The sequence below is a fragment of the Providencia sp. PROV189 genome, assembly GCF_028480065.1.
GTDB classification, from domain to species: domain Bacteria; phylum Pseudomonadota; class Gammaproteobacteria; order Enterobacterales; family Enterobacteriaceae; genus Providencia; species Providencia stuartii.
Map to the genome: position 1 here is coordinate 124,305 of NZ_JAMPOG010000004.1, position 16,068 is coordinate 140,372.

17 protein-coding genes and 1 pseudogene are annotated in these 16,068 nt (G+C 40.0%); 8 read left to right on the forward strand and 10 right to left on the reverse strand.

Annotated features, from left to right (window positions below; translation table 11 throughout):
* The first annotated feature begins 4 nt into the window (after positions 1 to 4).
* Both artQ and artM read left to right on the forward strand, forming a co-directional pair.
* Positions 5 to 745, forward strand: a complete 741-nt coding sequence (gene artQ, locus PR833_RS02880) for an arginine ABC transporter permease ArtQ (RefSeq protein ID WP_004918050.1) — start codon at positions 5 to 7, stop codon at positions 743 to 745.
* Positions 742 to 1,410, forward strand: coding sequence for an arginine ABC transporter permease ArtM (gene artM, locus PR833_RS02885; protein ID WP_004918049.1), 669 nt, complete (start codon positions 742 to 744; stop codon positions 1,408 to 1,410). The genes artQ and artM overlap by 4 nt, the downstream gene beginning before the upstream one ends.
* Positions 1,411 to 1,553: 143 nt before the next feature.
* Here artM and PR833_RS02890 read toward each other — a convergent pair whose 3' ends face one another.
* The 4 genes from PR833_RS02890 to PR833_RS02905 all read right to left on the reverse strand — a co-directional run bounded on the left by PR833_RS02890 (position 1,554) and on the right by PR833_RS02905 (position 4,283).
* Positions 1,554 to 1,862: a hypothetical protein gene (locus PR833_RS02890; RefSeq protein ID WP_272525867.1), complete on the reverse strand. Its 309-nt coding sequence runs from the start codon at positions 1,860 to 1,862 to the stop codon at positions 1,554 to 1,556.
* Positions 1,863 to 2,184: 322 nt separating this feature from the next.
* Positions 2,185 to 3,312: a 23S rRNA (uracil(747)-C(5))-methyltransferase RlmC gene (gene rlmC / locus PR833_RS02895; RefSeq protein ID WP_072502941.1), complete on the reverse strand. Its 1,128-nt coding sequence runs from the start codon at positions 3,310 to 3,312 to the stop codon at positions 2,185 to 2,187.
* Positions 3,313 to 3,323: 11 nt separating this feature from the next.
* The gene (locus PR833_RS02900) at positions 3,324 to 3,821 is read right to left on the reverse strand and encodes a YbjN domain-containing protein (RefSeq protein WP_004918042.1); all 498 of its coding nucleotides are present in this window, start codon (positions 3,819 to 3,821) and stop codon (positions 3,324 to 3,326) included.
* A gap of 129 nt (positions 3,822 to 3,950) precedes the next feature.
* On the reverse strand, positions 3,951 to 4,283 hold the full coding sequence (locus PR833_RS02905) for a DUF1418 family protein (protein WP_004918040.1): 333 nt from the start codon (positions 4,281 to 4,283) through the stop codon (positions 3,951 to 3,953).
* A 310-nt stretch (positions 4,284 to 4,593) separates the two neighbouring features.
* Here PR833_RS02905 and PR833_RS02910 point away from each other — a divergent pair, with 310 nt between their 5' ends.
* Entirely contained in the window at positions 4,594 to 4,857 is a 264-nt protein-coding gene (locus PR833_RS02910) for a GrxA family glutaredoxin (RefSeq protein WP_004918038.1), read from the forward strand.
* Between the two features lie 233 nt (positions 4,858 to 5,090).
* Here the strand turns inward: PR833_RS02910 and PR833_RS02915 are convergent, their stop codons facing one another.
* Positions 5,091 to 5,510, reverse strand: coding sequence for a secondary thiamine-phosphate synthase enzyme YjbQ (locus PR833_RS02915; protein WP_004918036.1), 420 nt, complete (start codon positions 5,508 to 5,510; stop codon positions 5,091 to 5,093).
* Between the two features lie 182 nt (positions 5,511 to 5,692).
* Between PR833_RS02915 and ybjG the strand changes: the two genes are divergently transcribed.
* The 3 genes from ybjG (at position 5,693) to PR833_RS02930 (ending at position 9,969) form a co-directional block, all read left to right on the forward strand.
* Positions 5,693 to 6,301, forward strand: coding sequence for an undecaprenyl-diphosphate phosphatase (gene ybjG / locus PR833_RS02920; protein WP_004918034.1), 609 nt, complete (start codon positions 5,693 to 5,695; stop codon positions 6,299 to 6,301).
* Between the two features lie 857 nt (positions 6,302 to 7,158).
* Positions 7,159 to 8,475, forward strand: a complete 1,317-nt coding sequence (locus PR833_RS02925; RefSeq protein ID WP_014657823.1) for a serine/threonine transporter — start codon at positions 7,159 to 7,161, stop codon at positions 8,473 to 8,475.
* 123 nt (positions 8,476 to 8,598) lie between these two features.
* Positions 8,599 to 9,969: an L-serine ammonia-lyase gene (locus tag PR833_RS02930; protein ID WP_036943586.1), complete on the forward strand. Its 1,371-nt coding sequence runs from the start codon at positions 8,599 to 8,601 to the stop codon at positions 9,967 to 9,969.
* Positions 9,970 to 10,218: 249 nt separating this feature from the next.
* Here the strand turns inward: PR833_RS02930 and PR833_RS02935 are convergent, their stop codons facing one another.
* The 3 genes from PR833_RS02935 to PR833_RS02945 form a co-directional block, all read right to left on the reverse strand.
* Positions 10,219 to 10,506, reverse strand: a complete 288-nt coding sequence (locus PR833_RS02935; RefSeq protein ID WP_004918029.1) for a hypothetical protein — start codon at positions 10,504 to 10,506, stop codon at positions 10,219 to 10,221.
* Between the two features lie 55 nt (positions 10,507 to 10,561).
* Positions 10,562 to 10,945: a hypothetical protein gene (locus tag PR833_RS02940; RefSeq protein ID WP_004918027.1), complete on the reverse strand. Its 384-nt coding sequence runs from the start codon at positions 10,943 to 10,945 to the stop codon at positions 10,562 to 10,564.
* 184 nt (positions 10,946 to 11,129) lie between these two features.
* Positions 11,130 to 12,551 (reverse strand): hypothetical protein, encoded by a 1,422-nt coding sequence (locus PR833_RS02945; protein WP_272525868.1) that lies wholly within the window; start codon positions 12,549 to 12,551, stop codon positions 11,130 to 11,132.
* A 313-nt stretch (positions 12,552 to 12,864) separates the two neighbouring features.
* On the opposite strand from PR833_RS02945, the pseudogene PR833_RS02950 reads away from it, so the two are divergent.
* Positions 12,865 to 13,047 (forward strand): annotated as a pseudogene (locus PR833_RS02950) (IS256 family transposase); the annotation flags it as partial.
* 201 nt (positions 13,048 to 13,248) lie between these two features.
* Here the strand turns inward: PR833_RS02950 and PR833_RS02955 are convergent.
* A complete protein-coding gene (locus PR833_RS02955; protein ID WP_004918021.1) occupies positions 13,249 to 14,454 on the reverse strand; it encodes a serine hydrolase in 1,206 nt (401 codons plus the stop codon).
* A gap of 159 nt (positions 14,455 to 14,613) precedes the next feature.
* On the opposite strand from PR833_RS02955, the gene PR833_RS02960 reads away from it, so the two are divergent.
* A complete protein-coding gene (locus PR833_RS02960) occupies positions 14,614 to 15,237 on the forward strand; it encodes a glutathione S-transferase family protein (protein WP_014657819.1) in 624 nt (207 codons plus the stop codon).
* Here the strand turns inward: PR833_RS02960 and PR833_RS02965 are convergent.
* Positions 15,230 to 16,057 (reverse strand): SDR family oxidoreductase, encoded by an 828-nt coding sequence (locus PR833_RS02965; protein ID WP_040132945.1) that lies wholly within the window; start codon positions 16,055 to 16,057, stop codon positions 15,230 to 15,232. The two genes, PR833_RS02960 and PR833_RS02965, sit on opposite strands and share 8 nt — an antisense overlap.
* Between the last annotated feature and the right edge of the window lie 11 nt (positions 16,058 to 16,068).

Genomic DNA, 16,068 nt, shown 5'->3' on the forward strand with positions numbered 1-16,068 from the left:
GTTAATGAACAATTTTCTTTTTCTAACAAGTGCCGCCGGTATCACCGTCGGCCTTGCTGTTTCTGCTCTCATATTGGGCCTGATCCTCGCCATGTTATTTACGGCATGGGAGTCCGTGCGTTTTAAACCTATCGCTTTTTTAGGAACGTGCTGGGTCACCTTGATCCGCGGTCTACCTGAACTGCTGGTTGTGTTATTTGTCTATTTCGGCACACTGCAACTGATTAATATTTTAGGTGATGGGATAGAGATCAATCTGGGTTTCTGGCAAACCACCTTACAGATTGATCCGAGCATTTTCTTTGCAGACAGCGGTGAGTTTGACTTTACCCCCTTCGCTTGCGGTGTGGTTGCATTAGCCCTTCTCTATGCGTCCTACGCATCACAAACCCTACGCGGTGCCTTAAAAGCGGTACCTTATGGGCAGTGGGAAGCAGGTTTAGCGCTTGGATTAACCAAACGAACCATATTCTTTCGTTTTATCATGCCACAAATGTGGCGTCATGCGCTGCCCGGCTTGGGCAACCAATGGCTGGTATTACTCAAAGATACCGCACTGGTTTCTTTAATCAGTGTTAATGATCTTATGTTACAGACTAAGACCATTGTTAACCGTACCCATGAACCTTTTACATGGTACGCTATTGTAGGGCTTATCTATCTTGCGATTACCTTATTAAGCCAAGTTATTTTGAAACGAATTGAATTGCGTACAACTCGCTTTGAAAGAGGTGAATCGCAATGATTGATTTAATTCTCGATATTTTACCTGGCTTACCAACGAGCTTATCGTTAACCTTCAGCGCATTATTTGTGGCATTTATATTGGCCGTATTATTTACGCTCATTTTGTCATTAAAAACGCCAATTATTTCGCAAGCCGTCAAAGTCTATATTACCCTATTTACCGGCACACCATTATTGGTGCAGTTCTTCCTGATTTATAATGGCCCTAGCCAATTTAAATCATTACAAAACTATCCTGTACTGTGGGAGTTTATTTCAACGCCTTGGGTATGTGCGATGATTGCATTAGCCCTCAATAGTGCTGCTTACTCAACATTACTCTTTCATGGTGCCGTAAAAGCAATTCCATCTGGGCAATGGCAATCATGCCAAGCATTAGGTATGTCTAAAGCCCAGACCATGCGGATTATTCTTCCCTATGCGTTTAAACGCTCTTTATCATCTTATTCGAACGAAGTGGTATTAATCTTTAAAAGTACCTCACTCGCCAGTACGATCACGATGATGGATATTATGGGTTACAGTAGCCAAGTATTTGGTCAAAGTTGGGATGTAATGGCATTTGTGGCTGCGGGGATCATCTACCTCGTTGTTAACGCAATTTTGACGATCATCATGCGATTTATTGAACGTCACGCTCTTGCATTTGAGCAAAGGAACTAACCCATTTTATTTTTGAATTTAACCTATCGCAGTCATAAAAGGGCTTATGAAAATAAGCCCTTGAGGCTTGCTGATAAACAGGGATAAAACCCTAGTTTTTCCCTCTTCGTGTTATCAGCAGTCTGTTTGATTCACCATCAGGGCTAGCGTTTTACCGCTTTTAACACTAAAAATGGTGCATAACGGGTATAGCGTTCAAGATCAGGAGGCTCTTTTAGCGCACTAGCAAGCGGTTTAGGCTCTTTCAACCCTTCAAGGGTAAAACCACAATCAAGTAAGGTTGAGACATAATTTTCCACCGTACGATGGTACTTGATGACGTTCTCCACAAACCACGTTGTGTTCCTGCTTGATTGTTGTTGATAGCAATCAACAGGTAAATAGCGAAAATTACCCCGTATATTCGTGCAGGTATCGGCTTGACCAACCTTAAATATAATTCCAGCTATCAATATAGAGAATGGGATCCCGAAGGGAGATTAACGGATGATGTTCATTGTCTAAATCTAAAACGAAAAACAATTTTGCTTGGCGCTTAGGTTTAGAGGTTCAATATGCCGTTAATGACAATCTGTCAATGGATTTGAGTTACCGCTATCGAAGATGGCTGCACCTTTAAATCCAAAATTAAAGCTCAGTCTAATGATATTTTATTGGGTGTCACCTATCATTTCTAATTAACATTATCCGGCAGCTTATCTTTTAATAAGCTGCTTTAATTATCACACTATTCGATTAATAAAAATGTTCTAAATAATTCGCTAGGTAAGTTGTTTAGTTTTTGACTAATAATGCAATCACTTCGTAGTGCGCAGTATGTGGGAACATATCAAACAACTGCACCTTACTCACAGCATAGCCTTCCAATTGCTCAATATCTTTTGCCATGGTCTGAGCATTACAGCTTGAATATAAAATATAGTTAGGCCGCATAGTCGAAAGATATTCACATAACTCTTTACCTATGCCTCTCCTAGGTGGATTGACTAATACCAATTGAGGAATATTTCCTTTAGCCGTTGCAAACTTCGTTGAATCTAATGCTTGAAACTCAACATGTTGTAGTCCAAGCTCTTGCGCTGATTGCTTGGCACAAGCGATCGCAGGAGCACTAATTTCAATTCCCGTTAACTGAGTTTGCTTTTCCGCACAATGTAAGCCAAATCCGCCAACACCGCAGAAAAGATCCCATAAGCTAGTGATATTAAGCTTTTTAACCCACTCACGCGCTGTTTGATATAACCGAGCAGCCACAACAGGGTTCGTTTGAAAAAAACTGTGCGGCCGTATAAACAGTGGCACTTGATTTAGCTGTTCCCGTAAAACCTGCTGCTCAGTGAGATAAATTTCTTGTTCGCCTTCTAATATCGCCATATGGACAGGCTGCAAATTAACCGTGATCACCGCCAATTGGGGTAATTGCTGCTGCAACCACGGTAACGCATTTTTTAGCTGCTCAACTTTTTTTTCTGAACGCAAGACAAATCGCAACAGAAACTCACCCGTATGCTGGCTTTGCGTTAATAATAGGTATTTTAATTCGCCACGTTTACGTTCAATGTTATAAGGCGTTAAACCTGCTCGCGCAATAAAAGGTTTAATGACATCAAAAACGGCTGAAAATGGCTCAGGATAAAGCGGACAATCCGTTAAACTAATTGCCTGCCCTTGTGAATTCACAATGCCCAATATTGGTTTTTCGACACTTCCACTCACCACCATTTTGGCTTTATTACGAAACCCTGATAAAGGGCTGGCAACTGGCGATTGAAATGCGTCGGCAGTCACCATTGGTAATAAAGAAACTAGGTTTTCCTGTTTTAGTTTGAGTTGTTGATCAGCTGGTAGTTCAAGCCATTGACAGGAACGACATTCGCCTGCCTCATATTTCTCACAATGCATAATATAAAAATTTAATGGAGCGTTACGGAAGGGTTATCATCAATATCAAGGTCAACAGTTTCTTCATCAAACTCATCTTGGTTCGAATACAACAAATTATTGCTATAAATTTCAAAAATGATCGATGATATTTGATCTTCTGCTTGCTGTAAGAAATGGCAAAATTGGCGATAAGTCATCCCAGCTTCAAGCGAGAAGGATTGGCTGACGATTAACTTAGGTAAGTTTTCATTATTAATTTCAAGAAAGACTTTCGCTGTCAGTGAGCTAGCGTTGATTTGGCTGATATTGGCCACTAAAGTCACGATCGCCGTTGGCTTAAGCTCCGCCAGAGCGGAAAGGACAAGAACATTATTAATAATGTCGAGTTTGGCATCAAAAATGCCCTCTATATTTTGCATATGCGGCAAATGTAGAGCAGCACAAGAATCACACTCGAAATAAGAGGTTTTGAGTTGATCAAGCCATTCACGAAGCTGTGATATGTCAGGGTAACAAATAGAATCCATGGGTAATAACCTTCTTCAACTCAAATAAAAACTAATAGAATAACACTTACCTAACCAAACCGAATTTTTTTGGCTAGAAAAGCGGATAATTTTCACACATTGGTGGTGAAAACACCAGTAAAACCATGCTCACTCCCCCTTTTTCTCCTCTTTATCATCATCGTCATCTTGCTTTTTCTTTCTTCCCGGCCTAGATGAGTTTTGATTATCAATACCAAGAAAGCTTAATCCATGTATCGCTCGCCAAACAATATTGATAGTGGCTGGTATCAAACAACCAATCCCAACCATAACAATCGCGACTAAAACATTTTTCTGCATCAATGGCTCAGGTAAGGTCAGATAGCCATTCATCGCAAGTAAGACAACAATAAGCAGTAAAATCCCTACTGCTTCTAAGATGAGAATCGGCTTAGGAAGATCGGATAGCGAACGCATTTCTCGCTGTGGTTTCTTATTCATCAAGTCCCCTTCTAGAACAATAACTATATACCCCCTACCGAATAAACAGCACTACAACGGGGTATTGTTTAGCGATGCAGTATACCCCATATACTAGCGGATTCTGCATCAGAGCTATACTAGCAAAAGGTAAAATCACCATTTATTTCTAGCTTATTGTCTGGCAAATCATTCACCTTATTATTCCCCTCAATAAGTGCACGGTGACAAAGACAAATCAACAAAGCTGCATCTTGAAGTATGACGAGTATGGAGGCATAGTATTGGGCATTGTGGATAAAAAAACTGTGTTAGTCTTATAGGAGATACTATGTACACTGTGATTTTTGGTCGCCCTGGCTGCCCATACTGTGTTCGTGCTAAAGAGTTAGCTGAAAAACTGAAAAATGACCGCGATGACTTTGACTACCGCTACGTCGATATTCAAGCAGAAGGCCTCACCAAAGAAGATCTATCTAAAACAGTCGGTAAAGAAGTGCTGACTGTGCCACAAATTTTTATCGATGAGAAACACATCGGCGGCTGCACTGATTTCGAAGCTTACGCAAAAGAGCACCTCGATCTCTATAAATAAGCAATAATCCCCATGGGCGGCTCAGTCTCTAATCCGAGTCGCTTCCTTTCTCAATTTGTGCTATTTCCTTCCTATTGCTAAAAAATAAAGCAAATTTTTTTTCTCTATGCGAACTTTCTTATTTAGGGGGGGTCTTAATTTATGCCACTGCTTTTCTTTGATGTCCCCATATTGAGGAGCCCGATAGCCAACTTACGTTTTATCGCTATCGGGTTTTTTATTGCTTAACCGTTCTATTCCCCTTGCAATGTCAGAACTATTTTGCGTTCCCCACCATAATTTCGATGTTCACATAGGTAAATTCCTTGCCATGTCCCCATGTTCAGACGTCCTCGACTCACAGGAATAACCAAACTCGCGCCTAAAATACTCGCTTTAAGATGGGCAGGCATATCATCACTTCCTTCATAGTTATGCTGATAATAAGGCTCATCTTCAGGAACAGCATGGTTAAAGAAGCTTTCAAAATCCTGTCTTACCGTATAGTCTGCATTTTCATTGATTGTCAGTGAAGCCGATGTATGTTGAATAAAGATATTCAGCAGCCCAACTTGGATCTGTTTCAACTCAGGAAGCTGTTGTAACAACTCATCGGTCACTAGATGAAACCCTCTGCTTTTTGCTGTTAATCTTATCTCTTTTTGAAACCACATAAGCTATTCCTTTATCGCGCCTTAAATTTGTCTTATCGCTATTGAGTAAATCATCAACAAAACGTCAACTTATCGCTCTATTTAAGTAATATTAAGATAAAGGCACTTTACCTGCCATGTAAGAGACTTTACTCTCTCGCTTTATCGTCTTATTTATCACCCATTTTCTGAGGTATACACCCGTGCTGGAACAACTTAATCAAGATCTCTTTAATCTCATTAATGCGGCCCCAGCGTCTGCAAGTGGTACTATCGCACTTGCAACCGTTATCGCTAAACGCTTAATTCTCCTTTTCCCTCTGTTTACTGCGGCATGCTGGTTATGGGGTGCCAAACAGGATATGACCCGCCAAAGAGCATTCGTCTGCAAAACAGCATACGCCTTAGTGATCGGTCTGTTTATTTCATGGTTGATTGGCTTAGTTGCACCTCATGAACGCCCTTTTGTTATGGGAATAGGCACCAATTTCCTTGAGCACGAGCCAACCGCTTCTTTCCCTAGCAATCACGGTACTATCGTCTTTACCTTTGTTTTCGCATTTTTGTTCTGGCTAAGAACATGGGTTGGTTTATTGATGCTCGTTCCCGCTATTGCAATTGCATGGTCACGTATCTATTTAGGCGTCCACTGGCCTTTAGATATGATAGGGGCATTTATCTTGGGTCTTATCGCGTGTGGTTTAGCCCAAATTCTTTGGGGACTTATCGGCCATAAAATCCAAGCCCCGCTCACACATCTTTACCAAATCATATTTTCAGTTCTTATTCGCAAAGGCTGGGTACAACCCTAATTTTTTCATTAATCAGTACTGGCGTTATTTACGCCAGTACTTAAACAATTTAAATTTTGCGTTGAATCAATATTTAGTTTTATTTTTCCATTCTAAAAATGAATAAAAAAGCCTTTTCACCACCAGAATAAACAACATTTAATTAACAAATATTTTGTTACGCTTTTTAATTATTTTTTCCTTCGAAAAATAAGTATTCAACTGCTCTTTAAACCATCTTATTATTCATTAATGTCTTTAGAATAAAAAAACTAAAAAAATAATAATTAATCACTAAGTAAACAACTATAACAAAAAAAATAAACACACTGAAAACAACAAGTTAAATAACTCAAAAACAGTGTATAATTGGTTTTGATTCAATATTAATTTCTGGATTTAATTCATTTTCCTACTACTTCAATAAATCCATTCTATTCATTAATATAATAATATTCCTCCACACAAATATAAATTGACACATAACTACTCCCCATTGGTTATTCTCCGATATTAAAAGCCTCCCTCCCCTTATTAATCTTAAGGTAAATTTCTTAACAATTTTATAAAAATCGAAAAATAATCACGTTAAAGACATTTTTCTCTTTTGAGAGTATGATCACGGTGATTTATACTAAAAATAGGTACATTTGCACCATCAAAAGTGGTTTATCAAATCTACCTACAAAACTAACAAAACTGATTGAAAATAAATTTACTATCAGTTTTATATTTATTTCCAATCAGATTGTTAGGTAGAAACAAAACTGCACATTATATTTGGCGATAATTTGTTCGTACCAAAAGATTAAAACATCAGTGATGGCTTATGCCTTCACCGAGATGCCTATTTTTTGACTTTTATTTCGGAGACTATTATGGATACAACTCGAGTTGGTTCCATCGATAAAACAGCCTCGCAAATTGGAAATGCCCTTGCTTGGCGTAAAACAGATACTGTATGGATGCTTGGTTTATATGGTACAGCTATCGGTGCTGGAGTCTTGTTCCTACCTATTAATGCAGGAATGAGCGGCCTACTTCCCGTCCTGTTGATGTTAGTACTCGCTTTTCCAATGACCTTCTTCGCTCACCGTGGTTTAACACGCTTTGTTCTTTCAGGTTCAAAGCCTGAAGGTGATATCACTGAAGTGGTTGAAGAACATTTTGGACGTACTGCGGGTAACTGGATCACCCTGCTCTATTTCTTTGCAATTTATCCAATCCTCTTGGTGTATGGTGTTTCTATCACCAATAATGTGCACAAATTCCTGACAGAACTCATGGGCTTTACCGCACCACCACGTTGGTTGCTAGCGTTGGTTTTGGTGGGTGGCATCATGGCCATTGTGGCATTCGGTGAAAAATATATTGTTAAAGTGATGAGTATGCTGGTGTTCCCATTTATCGCCGTGCTACTCGCTTTCTCTTTATATATGATCCCCCATTGGAATGGTGCGGTACTTGATACCTTAACCATAGAGGGCATCACAGAAGCGGCAAAACACAGTGGCGGTCAGAGTATCTGGGTGACTATCTGGTTAACCATTCCTGTTATGGTGTTCGCATTCAACCATTCACCTATCATTTCAGCGTTCTCTGTAGCGAAGCGTGAAGAATATGGTGCACAGGCTGAACAAAAATGCTCACGTATCCTCGCATCTGCACACATCTTAATGGTATTCACTGTTATGTTCTTTGTGTTTAGCTGCGTGTTCACCCTGTCTTCGGCAGATTTGGCTCAAGCAAAAAAACTGAACATTAGTATCCTTGACTACTTATCTGGTTACTTTGATCAACCTTTCATCAAATTTGCTGCCGCAATTATCGCTTTCGTTGCTATAATTAAATCATTCCTCGGACACTATTTAGGTGCACGAGAAGGCTTTAATGGCCTCGTTGAGCGCGCTTATCGTGCGAAAGGCAAAACAATTGACGTTCGTAAATTGAATCGTGGTACAGCTATCTTCATGTTAGTCACCACTTGGTTAGTGGCAACATTAAACCCTGGCGTACTGGATATCATCGAAAGTCTAGGTGGCCCAATCATTGCTATCTTACTGTTCTTAATGCCTATGTATGCTATCAGTAAAGTTCCAGCAATGCGTAAGTACTCAGGTAAGTTAAGCAATGCATTTATCGTTATCATGGGTTTGATTGCTATCTCAGCCGCAACTTATAAGTTGTTCTTCTAAGTCAGCCTTTATCGGGAGGCGGGATCCACTCCGGCGGGTATGCCTCCCCTTCTCAAATAAGATGCCGGAAGATACGGCATCACATGCCTAAGAAATTAAGACTTTATATAGGAAGCGCTGAATATGATTAGCGTATTTGATATCTTCAAGATTGGTATTGGTCCATCTAGCTCCCACACCGTCGGCCCGATGAAAGCGGGTAAACAATTTGTTGAGGATTTAATCCAACAAAACCTTCTGACAGCCACCTCACGAATTGCGGTTGATGTCTATGGTTCTTTATCATTGACAGGGAAAGGACACGCAACTGATATCGCGATTATTATGGGTCTCGCTGGTAACTTACCTGATACTGTTGATATTGATGCCATACCCAACTTTATCCGTCACGTTGAGCAAAGTGGTAAATTGCTGTTGGCTCAAGGGCAGCATGAGGTTGACTTCCCCATTGAAGGCGGGATGAATTTCCATTCAACCAATTTACCTTTACATGAAAATGGCATGACCATTAGTGCATTTAATGCCGATAATAACGTGATCTACAAAAAGACCTACTACTCTATCGGTGGGGGTTTTATTGTCGATGAGGAGCATTTTGGTCAATCGACTGAACAATCAGTACAAGTTCCCTATCCCTATAAATATGCAGCAGATTTACAAAAGCATTGTAAAGAGACAGGCCTATCCCTTTCTGCTCTCGTGATGCAAAATGAGTTAGCCATACACAGTAAAGAAGAAATCCATCAATATTTAGCGGCTGTCTGGGATGTCATGAAGGCGGGTATTGAGCGTGGCGTCACCACCGAAGGGTTATTACCGGGGCCACTACGAGTACCTCGTCGTGCCGCAGCATTACGCCGTCAACTTGTGACTAGCGATAATACCAATATTGACCCAATGGCAGTAATTGACTGGATCAATATGTTCGCCTTAGCCGTCAACGAAGAGAATGCTGCGGGAGGCCGTGTTGTCACCGCGCCAACTAATGGCGCATGTGGCATTATCCCTGCCGTTTTAGCTTACTATGACAAATTTATTCGTCCTGTAAATGAGAACTCCTATACTCGCTATTTCTTAGTATCAGGTGTTATCGGCTCATTATACAAAATGAATGCCTCTATCTCTGGTGCAGAAGTTGGTTGCCAAGGTGAGGTCGGTGTCGCTTGTTCAATGGCAGCAGCAGGCCTTGCCGAGTTGATGGGAGGAAGTCCAGAACAAGTTTGTGTAGCAGCAGAAATCGCGATGGAGCATAACCTTGGCTTGACTTGTGACCCTGTTGGCGGACAAGTTCAAGTGCCTTGTATCGAACGTAATGCAATAGCCGCAGTAAAAGCGGTCAACGCGGCACGCATGGCATTACGCCGTGTGAGTGACCCGCGAGTTTGCTTAGATAAGGTTATCGAAACCATGTATGAAACGGGTAAAGATATTAATGCCAAATATCGTGAAACGTCACAAGGTGGTCTAGCAATTAAATTGGCGCATTGTGAATAATTACCCTGTTTTTAATCGACAGTAATGTCACTTTATATGCCTGCTTTTAATATGAGAAATCTTATCATAAAGCAGGCATAGTATGGATGAACAAAAACGTAACTATTTCCCCTTTAAATCCCCAATCGTTTTGACTTAACATACCCGTTCAACTTTGTCGTGTTGTGAGAGAAAAAAGTATAATTGTATCCTCATTACAATATTGAGGATATTCTTTAAAAAAAGAATAAAAATGCATAGTTCTAGGTATCATACATTATTTTCCCTTTTCACAAGAATTTCACCATATTCTTCCGCTTTTATCAAACAGCTAATACATATTTTCTCAGGAATAAAAGGAATATCAGGTAATGAACTTTGTGGGATTGAAGTCCCTAATATTTTCACAACATCAGGTAATTGTCCTTCCCCCCCACCACTTGAAGGTGCCCCAGTACCAAAATTAATCATTTTACTAGATGTAATTCCGCCAGCATCAATCTTAACAAAGTTCCCTGCTGCCTGTAAGGTTAATTCGCCCCCTGCATCAATAACCACTTTTACTCCCGCTTTTAGTTCCTTTCTTTTCTGTTTTTCTTATCCCGAGTTCAGGTTATTTACTTTTACATCCTGTTAAAACTTGACCGCTTCCGTCAGGAAGTCTGAATGAAAGTATCCCTAACCTTTTCATATAACCAATATGAACATCATCTTTATCATAGAACAGTTCATCACCCTCTTTCCCTTTTTTCTCTTCAAGCCTTGGAGTTACATAATCTCCAAGATTCATTCCCTTTACTGTAACTACTCTATTGTCAATCACAATGACGGCTTCTGACAAATTACTAGGGAATTCATATTCATTACCCGTTAGATCCGCAGCACGGTTTATATCCTGATCTATAATACAGACGTATTCTCCATCATACGTTACATCTTTCCCACCGCAGCCAGCCAATGAGACAGCAAAAATTCCTAACACCAACCCCTTTTTCATACATCACCATATTTTAGTTAAGTACGTAAATACTAGGATAGATGCAGGTTTCAGGCAATCATAACCACCCGCAAAGCGGGTGGTTTTATGTTTAAGACGTTAACGCGACTTAAACTGGCTAAAGTCATAAAAAAACAGGAGTCAGCAATATACTGACTCCTGTGTTTCGTTAATTTTATTATGATTACGCGATATCTGATTTAACCAGCATCGATACCGATTGTGCTCTTTGCTTCACCTCATTTACAATGCCGTTTGCAACGCCTTCGATTCTACTCCCCATTGAACTGATTGACTCTCTCAATGTACTTACAACCGTGTCCGCCTTACCATCTACATTAATATTTATCTCATTCTTCATCACCATAGATTGGCTATTGCTATCGCCTGCTTTAATAGTACCTGAGTTTATACCTAGGTTTTCAGCATTACCGCCCGTCACAGCAGGAGCCATTTGCTCTTTAATATCTCCCAATGGATCGGCAGTATTTGAAATTGTCACTGTGGTAGTTTTGCTGCTCGTCGTCACTATAGAATCCGATAGCTCTTCTTTACCTTCATTAGCCAGTGAAGCTATTTGCTCTAAAAGAACTTCCAGTTTTTTACCAAACTCCTGCTGTTTTTGGCTGTATTCTGTTTCCATTTTGGTGATTTTAATATTCAAACGAGAAATGGTTTCTTCTCTTTTTGAAATTAAGGATTGGTTATTTTCTAATTTGTCTTGTGTATCATTAAGTTCTTTTTTCAATGATACAATCGCTTTATTGAGCTCTTCTTTATTAGCACAATCGTCATTTAATTGCTGCTCTAACTCAGCAATTTTAGATTCCTTATTATGGATATCCGACTGTAATGCTTCAATACGGTCATTTGCTTTAATTATTTTTTTATTGATATCAACAAGTCTCTCTTCAAGTTTATTTTTATCTTCGATAGCTTGTTTTATTTTTATTGCCATCGATTTTATCTCTTGATCTTTATCAGACAATTGAGATACCAAATTATCAATTTTCTCAAGGTCACTACTTATAACTTCATTTAATTTTTTAATTTCCTCATTTTTTTCTCTTAGTAATGTCTCATATCTATCTTTTTCCGATTGAGATAGCGTGCTACCGTCAGCTTGCATATCACTGAAACTTTCTTTTATTTTGGCAAAATCGTCTTTCATCGCTTTAAGCTGCTTTTGATTTCCATCATAAGTTTCTACACAGCGCTGTAGTTCCCTGACGGCATCCCCCCCTTTTAAATAAGAGTATTTTGTATTAACCGAACCAAATTCGTTATTCGCTAAACCGCCTTTTAACGTATTTTTGTTTATACCATAATTACTGCTATGACCCCCACCGATATCACCATTGTTTTTACCATGATTAATGGCGGCTCCAGCTTCAATAATATCTTCATTATGGTTATTATTAATTGAGCTACCACCTTTAATTCTACCATTACCTAACCCACCATCGTGAGCTAAGCCACCTTCAATAATGCCTTTATTACGGCCATGATTAGTAGCATCTCCGCCTATTGTCGTGTTCTCACCCAATCCTTGTGTTGTTTGTTTTCTTTCTAGCTGTGCTTTTCTTTCTTCAATTGTCATAGCCATAAATATCATTCTCCGTATTAAATACACTAATTAAATCCATTTATAAATAAAATACTTCATATCGGTTTGGCAATTCCATTGAATAAATTACATTCATAAAAATAATTAAACACCAAACGATTAATATAATTATTGAATTAAAAATAAAATATTGCAATTGAAGTTTATCTGTAAAAAATAATTATAAATTAAGACTAACTCTATTTAAATATTCAAAATTACGATAAGTTAATAATCTTTCATTTGTAAAATAGCGTTTTTCAATCCAAGATTATACCTAAGTGCCTTAAGACCCTCACATCCTCGTATTATATCGTTCACCCGCCATGCAATTCAGAAACGCAAACTCTTCCTGAACGATGATTCTGTACGTAGAGTGATTTATTTAGTGATTGAGTCGGCCTCTAAAAAATGGAGCATGCTGATCCAATACGGGAAACAAGCATTAAGTCATTTTATTATTGCGTTCGGTAACGGCCCAAACGGCCACATTTAATGAAAGGCGAATACATAGAATGAGTTACAGGGGAGTTGCTGATGCTGTATTTACAGCACCAGCACACCATTCAAAAATAATAATATGGTGACCGTTGCACACATCTAACAAAAAAGCCTCAGCAATCCAATCGTTAATCGTTCACCATCGGCCAATTGAGCTTTGCAACAGCGCCACCTCAAGCGTGCTTTTAATCAGAATTTAACCAAAAATAGCATTCCACCAGCCACTGACCGTTTTTACGATATAGTCCCAAATACGCCCAAAGAAGCCCGCTTCTTCAACTGATTCTTTGACCACGAGTGGACGCTGTTCAACAATTTGATCGTTTAAGATAAAATTGACTGTTCCAACCGCTTGATTTTTAGCCAGTGGTGCTTCAATTGATGGATTCGTCAGCGTATAACTCACTTTCAAATTCTGTAACTGGCCTTTTGGTATCGTGATAGCAGTGTCTTTTTCAACGCCAAGTGCTACCTCTGATTTATCACCAAACCAAACGCGCTGTGTTTGCAATGTTTGATCGGCTTTGATTGGAGTCACCGTTTCAAAGAAACGGAACCCCCATGTCAGTAATTTTTCACTTTCCGAAAAACGTACTCGGTCACTCGGAGCACCAAGCACCACAGAAATCAGACGCATTGGGCCATCCGTCGCGGAAGCAACTAAATTATGCCCTGCGCCACTTGTGTGACCCGTTTTCACACCATCAACATTGAGATTTTGGCTCCATAACAGACGGTTACGGTTAGGTTGACGGATTTTGTTAAAAGTAAACTCTTTTTCTTTATGTAAAGCGTACTCATCAGGCACATCACGGATCATCGCTTGGGCTAAAATTGCCATATCACGAGCAGTGCTGTATTGCCCTTCAGAATCTAGGCCATGCACTGTTTTAAAATGGGTATTTTTTAACCCTAACTGCTTCACATATTCATTCATCAAGCTGACGAACGAGTCTTGGCTACCAGCGACATAATCCGCGAGCGCGATACTGGCATCATTCCCTGACTGAATAACGACCCCTTTATTTAGATCCAATACCGAGACACGATCTTTAGGCTTTAAAAACATCAGTGATGAGCCTTTTAGGACGGGATTGCCCGTTGCCCACGCATCTACACCTACCGTGACCATATCCTGTGGCGTGATTTTACCCGCTTTAATTGCTTGACCGACCACATAGCTGGTCATCATTTTCGTCAAACTAGCAGGATCTAAACGCTCATCTGGATTACCTGACGCCAAAATTTTACCGCTGTCGTAGTCCATCAATACAAAAGCTTTTGCATCAACCTGTGGAGCAACCGGTGTTCCTGCCGCGTAAGCAAAATGACTTACCGCAACTAAAAGGCCTAATCCAGTTCCTAGGTATCGCGCCTTTAAGGTGAAAAATTTTTTGTTCATCGGTTACTCCTTTACAAATACTAAAACGGTTAATTCATTATTAATGTAGGGCTTTTTACACAATTAAGCTACACACAACAAATAAAGATTGTTCCCATAATACGATTTCATCTATCTTAATTAGGGTAAACAACGAAACATCAAATCATGGGGAAAACTATGTTAACTGTATGGGGTCGTAAAAACTCATCAAACGTCAAAAAAGTACTTTGGTGCCTTGAAGAATTGAACGTTGCTTATCATCAAAAAGATGTTGGCGGCCCTTTTGGGGGGCTTGATACACCTGAATATAAAAAAATGAATCCAAACAGCACCATTCCAACTTTACAGGATGATGACTTTACCCTGTGGGAATCAAATACCATTTTACGATACCTTACGGAAAAGTTTGATCATTCTCACTTATTGGTCCCACAAAACCTTCAAGAAAAGGCTGCTGCCGACAAATGGTTAGATTGGGGATGTGGAAGTTTGTTCGATAATATCAAACAGATGATGAATAAAATTGTCCGCGTTTCCCCTGACGAACGAGATCCAGAAACAGTACGTACCATTTATCACAATATTGAAAAGTTGCTCAAAATTGCCGATGAAGCCCTAGCGACTCAGCCCTATTTTAGCGGTCAACAATTTGGGATCGCTGATATCGCTATTGCTCCACTGTTTTACCCATGGCACGAAATCGTCACAGAACGCCCTGAATTCCCTCACTTAGAACGTTGGTACTCTCAGTTAACAACCCGTCCTGCTTTCCAAAAAATTGTGATGATCCCGCTTAAATAGTCATCGGCATCTGCATTGGGTTTGGGTATTGATACTCAAACCCAAGTTCTTGACAGATACGTTCACCTTTAACGATTTTCCCTGCATTTTCTGCCGGTTCAGTGCAAAATTCAGGTGCCTCCAAATTTAATGATTGAGACGCTTGGCGGTAGAAATCCGCGCGTTGAGGATGTTGAGGAGCACATAAATTATAGATATGTCCTCCTTTGGGCTGCCTGAGTAATAATAGGATGGCAGCAATCACATCATCCTGATGAACAAGATTAACAGGCTGTGTTGCTCCTTTTAGGGATTTTTTGCCCGCAAGGAAACGCCCTGCGTGACGATTTTCTCCTACCAACCCCGCTAGCCGTAAAATATCCACTGAAATGTTCGGCAGTGCATGAAGCCAGTTTTCAACCTCAATCAAGGCTTGCCCTGACGCGGTTTCTGCATGTCGCTGGCTATTTTCATCAATTTCACCAATCGCATTACCGTAAACAGAAGTCGATGAGGTAAAAATCACACGAGGAATTTGAAAGGTTATTGCCGTATCAACAAGCTGTTCGATGGCATTGACATAAGCTGGTACATTCACTTTTGAAGGCGGTAGTAAAATAATTAACGCCTGAGCCTCTTCCATTAATTGCTGTAAGTCATCACCATCACACACTAATTCGGGAGTGAGCTGCAAATGATAACAATCAATTCCTACAGCACGAGCGGCAGCGATACCATCCGTGGTCGTTTTTGTGCCAGAGACTTCAATCCCCTCAGCCAACAACGCTCTCGCAAGGGGTAACCCTAACCACCCTAATCCAACAATTGCGACCTTTTTCATCATTCCCCCCT

What these genes read in the sequence shown, in the direction of transcription:
- PR833_RS02955 (WP_004918021.1), bottom strand. Translation starts at nt 14,454, where the DNA reads ATGAACAAAAAATTTTTCACCTTAAAGGCGCGATACCTAGGAACTGGA.
- PR833_RS02940 (WP_004918027.1), bottom strand. Translation starts at nt 10,945, where the DNA reads ATGAAAAAGGGGTTGGTGTTAGGAATTTTTGCTGTCTCATTGGCTGGC.
- rlmC (WP_072502941.1), bottom strand. Translation starts at nt 3,312, where the DNA reads ATGCATTGTGAGAAATATGAGGCAGGCGAATGTCGTTCCTGTCAATGG.
- PR833_RS02910 (WP_004918038.1), top strand. Translation starts at nt 4,594, where the DNA reads ATGTACACTGTGATTTTTGGTCGCCCTGGCTGCCCATACTGTGTTCGT.
- PR833_RS02925 (WP_014657823.1), top strand. Translation starts at nt 7,159, where the DNA reads ATGGATACAACTCGAGTTGGTTCCATCGATAAAACAGCCTCGCAAATT.
- artM (WP_004918049.1), top strand. Translation starts at nt 742, where the DNA reads ATGATTGATTTAATTCTCGATATTTTACCTGGCTTACCAACGAGCTTA.
- PR833_RS02900 (WP_004918042.1), bottom strand. Translation starts at nt 3,821, where the DNA reads ATGGATTCTATTTGTTACCCTGACATATCACAGCTTCGTGAATGGCTT.
- PR833_RS02945 (WP_272525868.1), bottom strand. Translation starts at nt 12,551, where the DNA reads ATGGCTATGACAATTGAAGAAAGAAAAGCACAGCTAGAAAGAAAACAA.
- PR833_RS02965 (WP_040132945.1), bottom strand. Translation starts at nt 16,057, where the DNA reads ATGAAAAAGGTCGCAATTGTTGGATTAGGGTGGTTAGGGTTACCCCTT.
- PR833_RS02915 (WP_004918036.1), bottom strand. Translation starts at nt 5,510, where the DNA reads ATGTGGTTTCAAAAAGAGATAAGATTAACAGCAAAAAGCAGAGGGTTT.
- PR833_RS02960 (WP_014657819.1), top strand. Translation starts at nt 14,614, where the DNA reads ATGTTAACTGTATGGGGTCGTAAAAACTCATCAAACGTCAAAAAAGTA.
- PR833_RS02930 (WP_036943586.1), top strand. Translation starts at nt 8,599, where the DNA reads ATGATTAGCGTATTTGATATCTTCAAGATTGGTATTGGTCCATCTAGC.
- artQ (WP_004918050.1), top strand. Translation starts at nt 5, where the DNA reads ATGAACAATTTTCTTTTTCTAACAAGTGCCGCCGGTATCACCGTCGGC.
- PR833_RS02905 (WP_004918040.1), bottom strand. Translation starts at nt 4,283, where the DNA reads ATGAATAAGAAACCACAGCGAGAAATGCGTTCGCTATCCGATCTTCCT.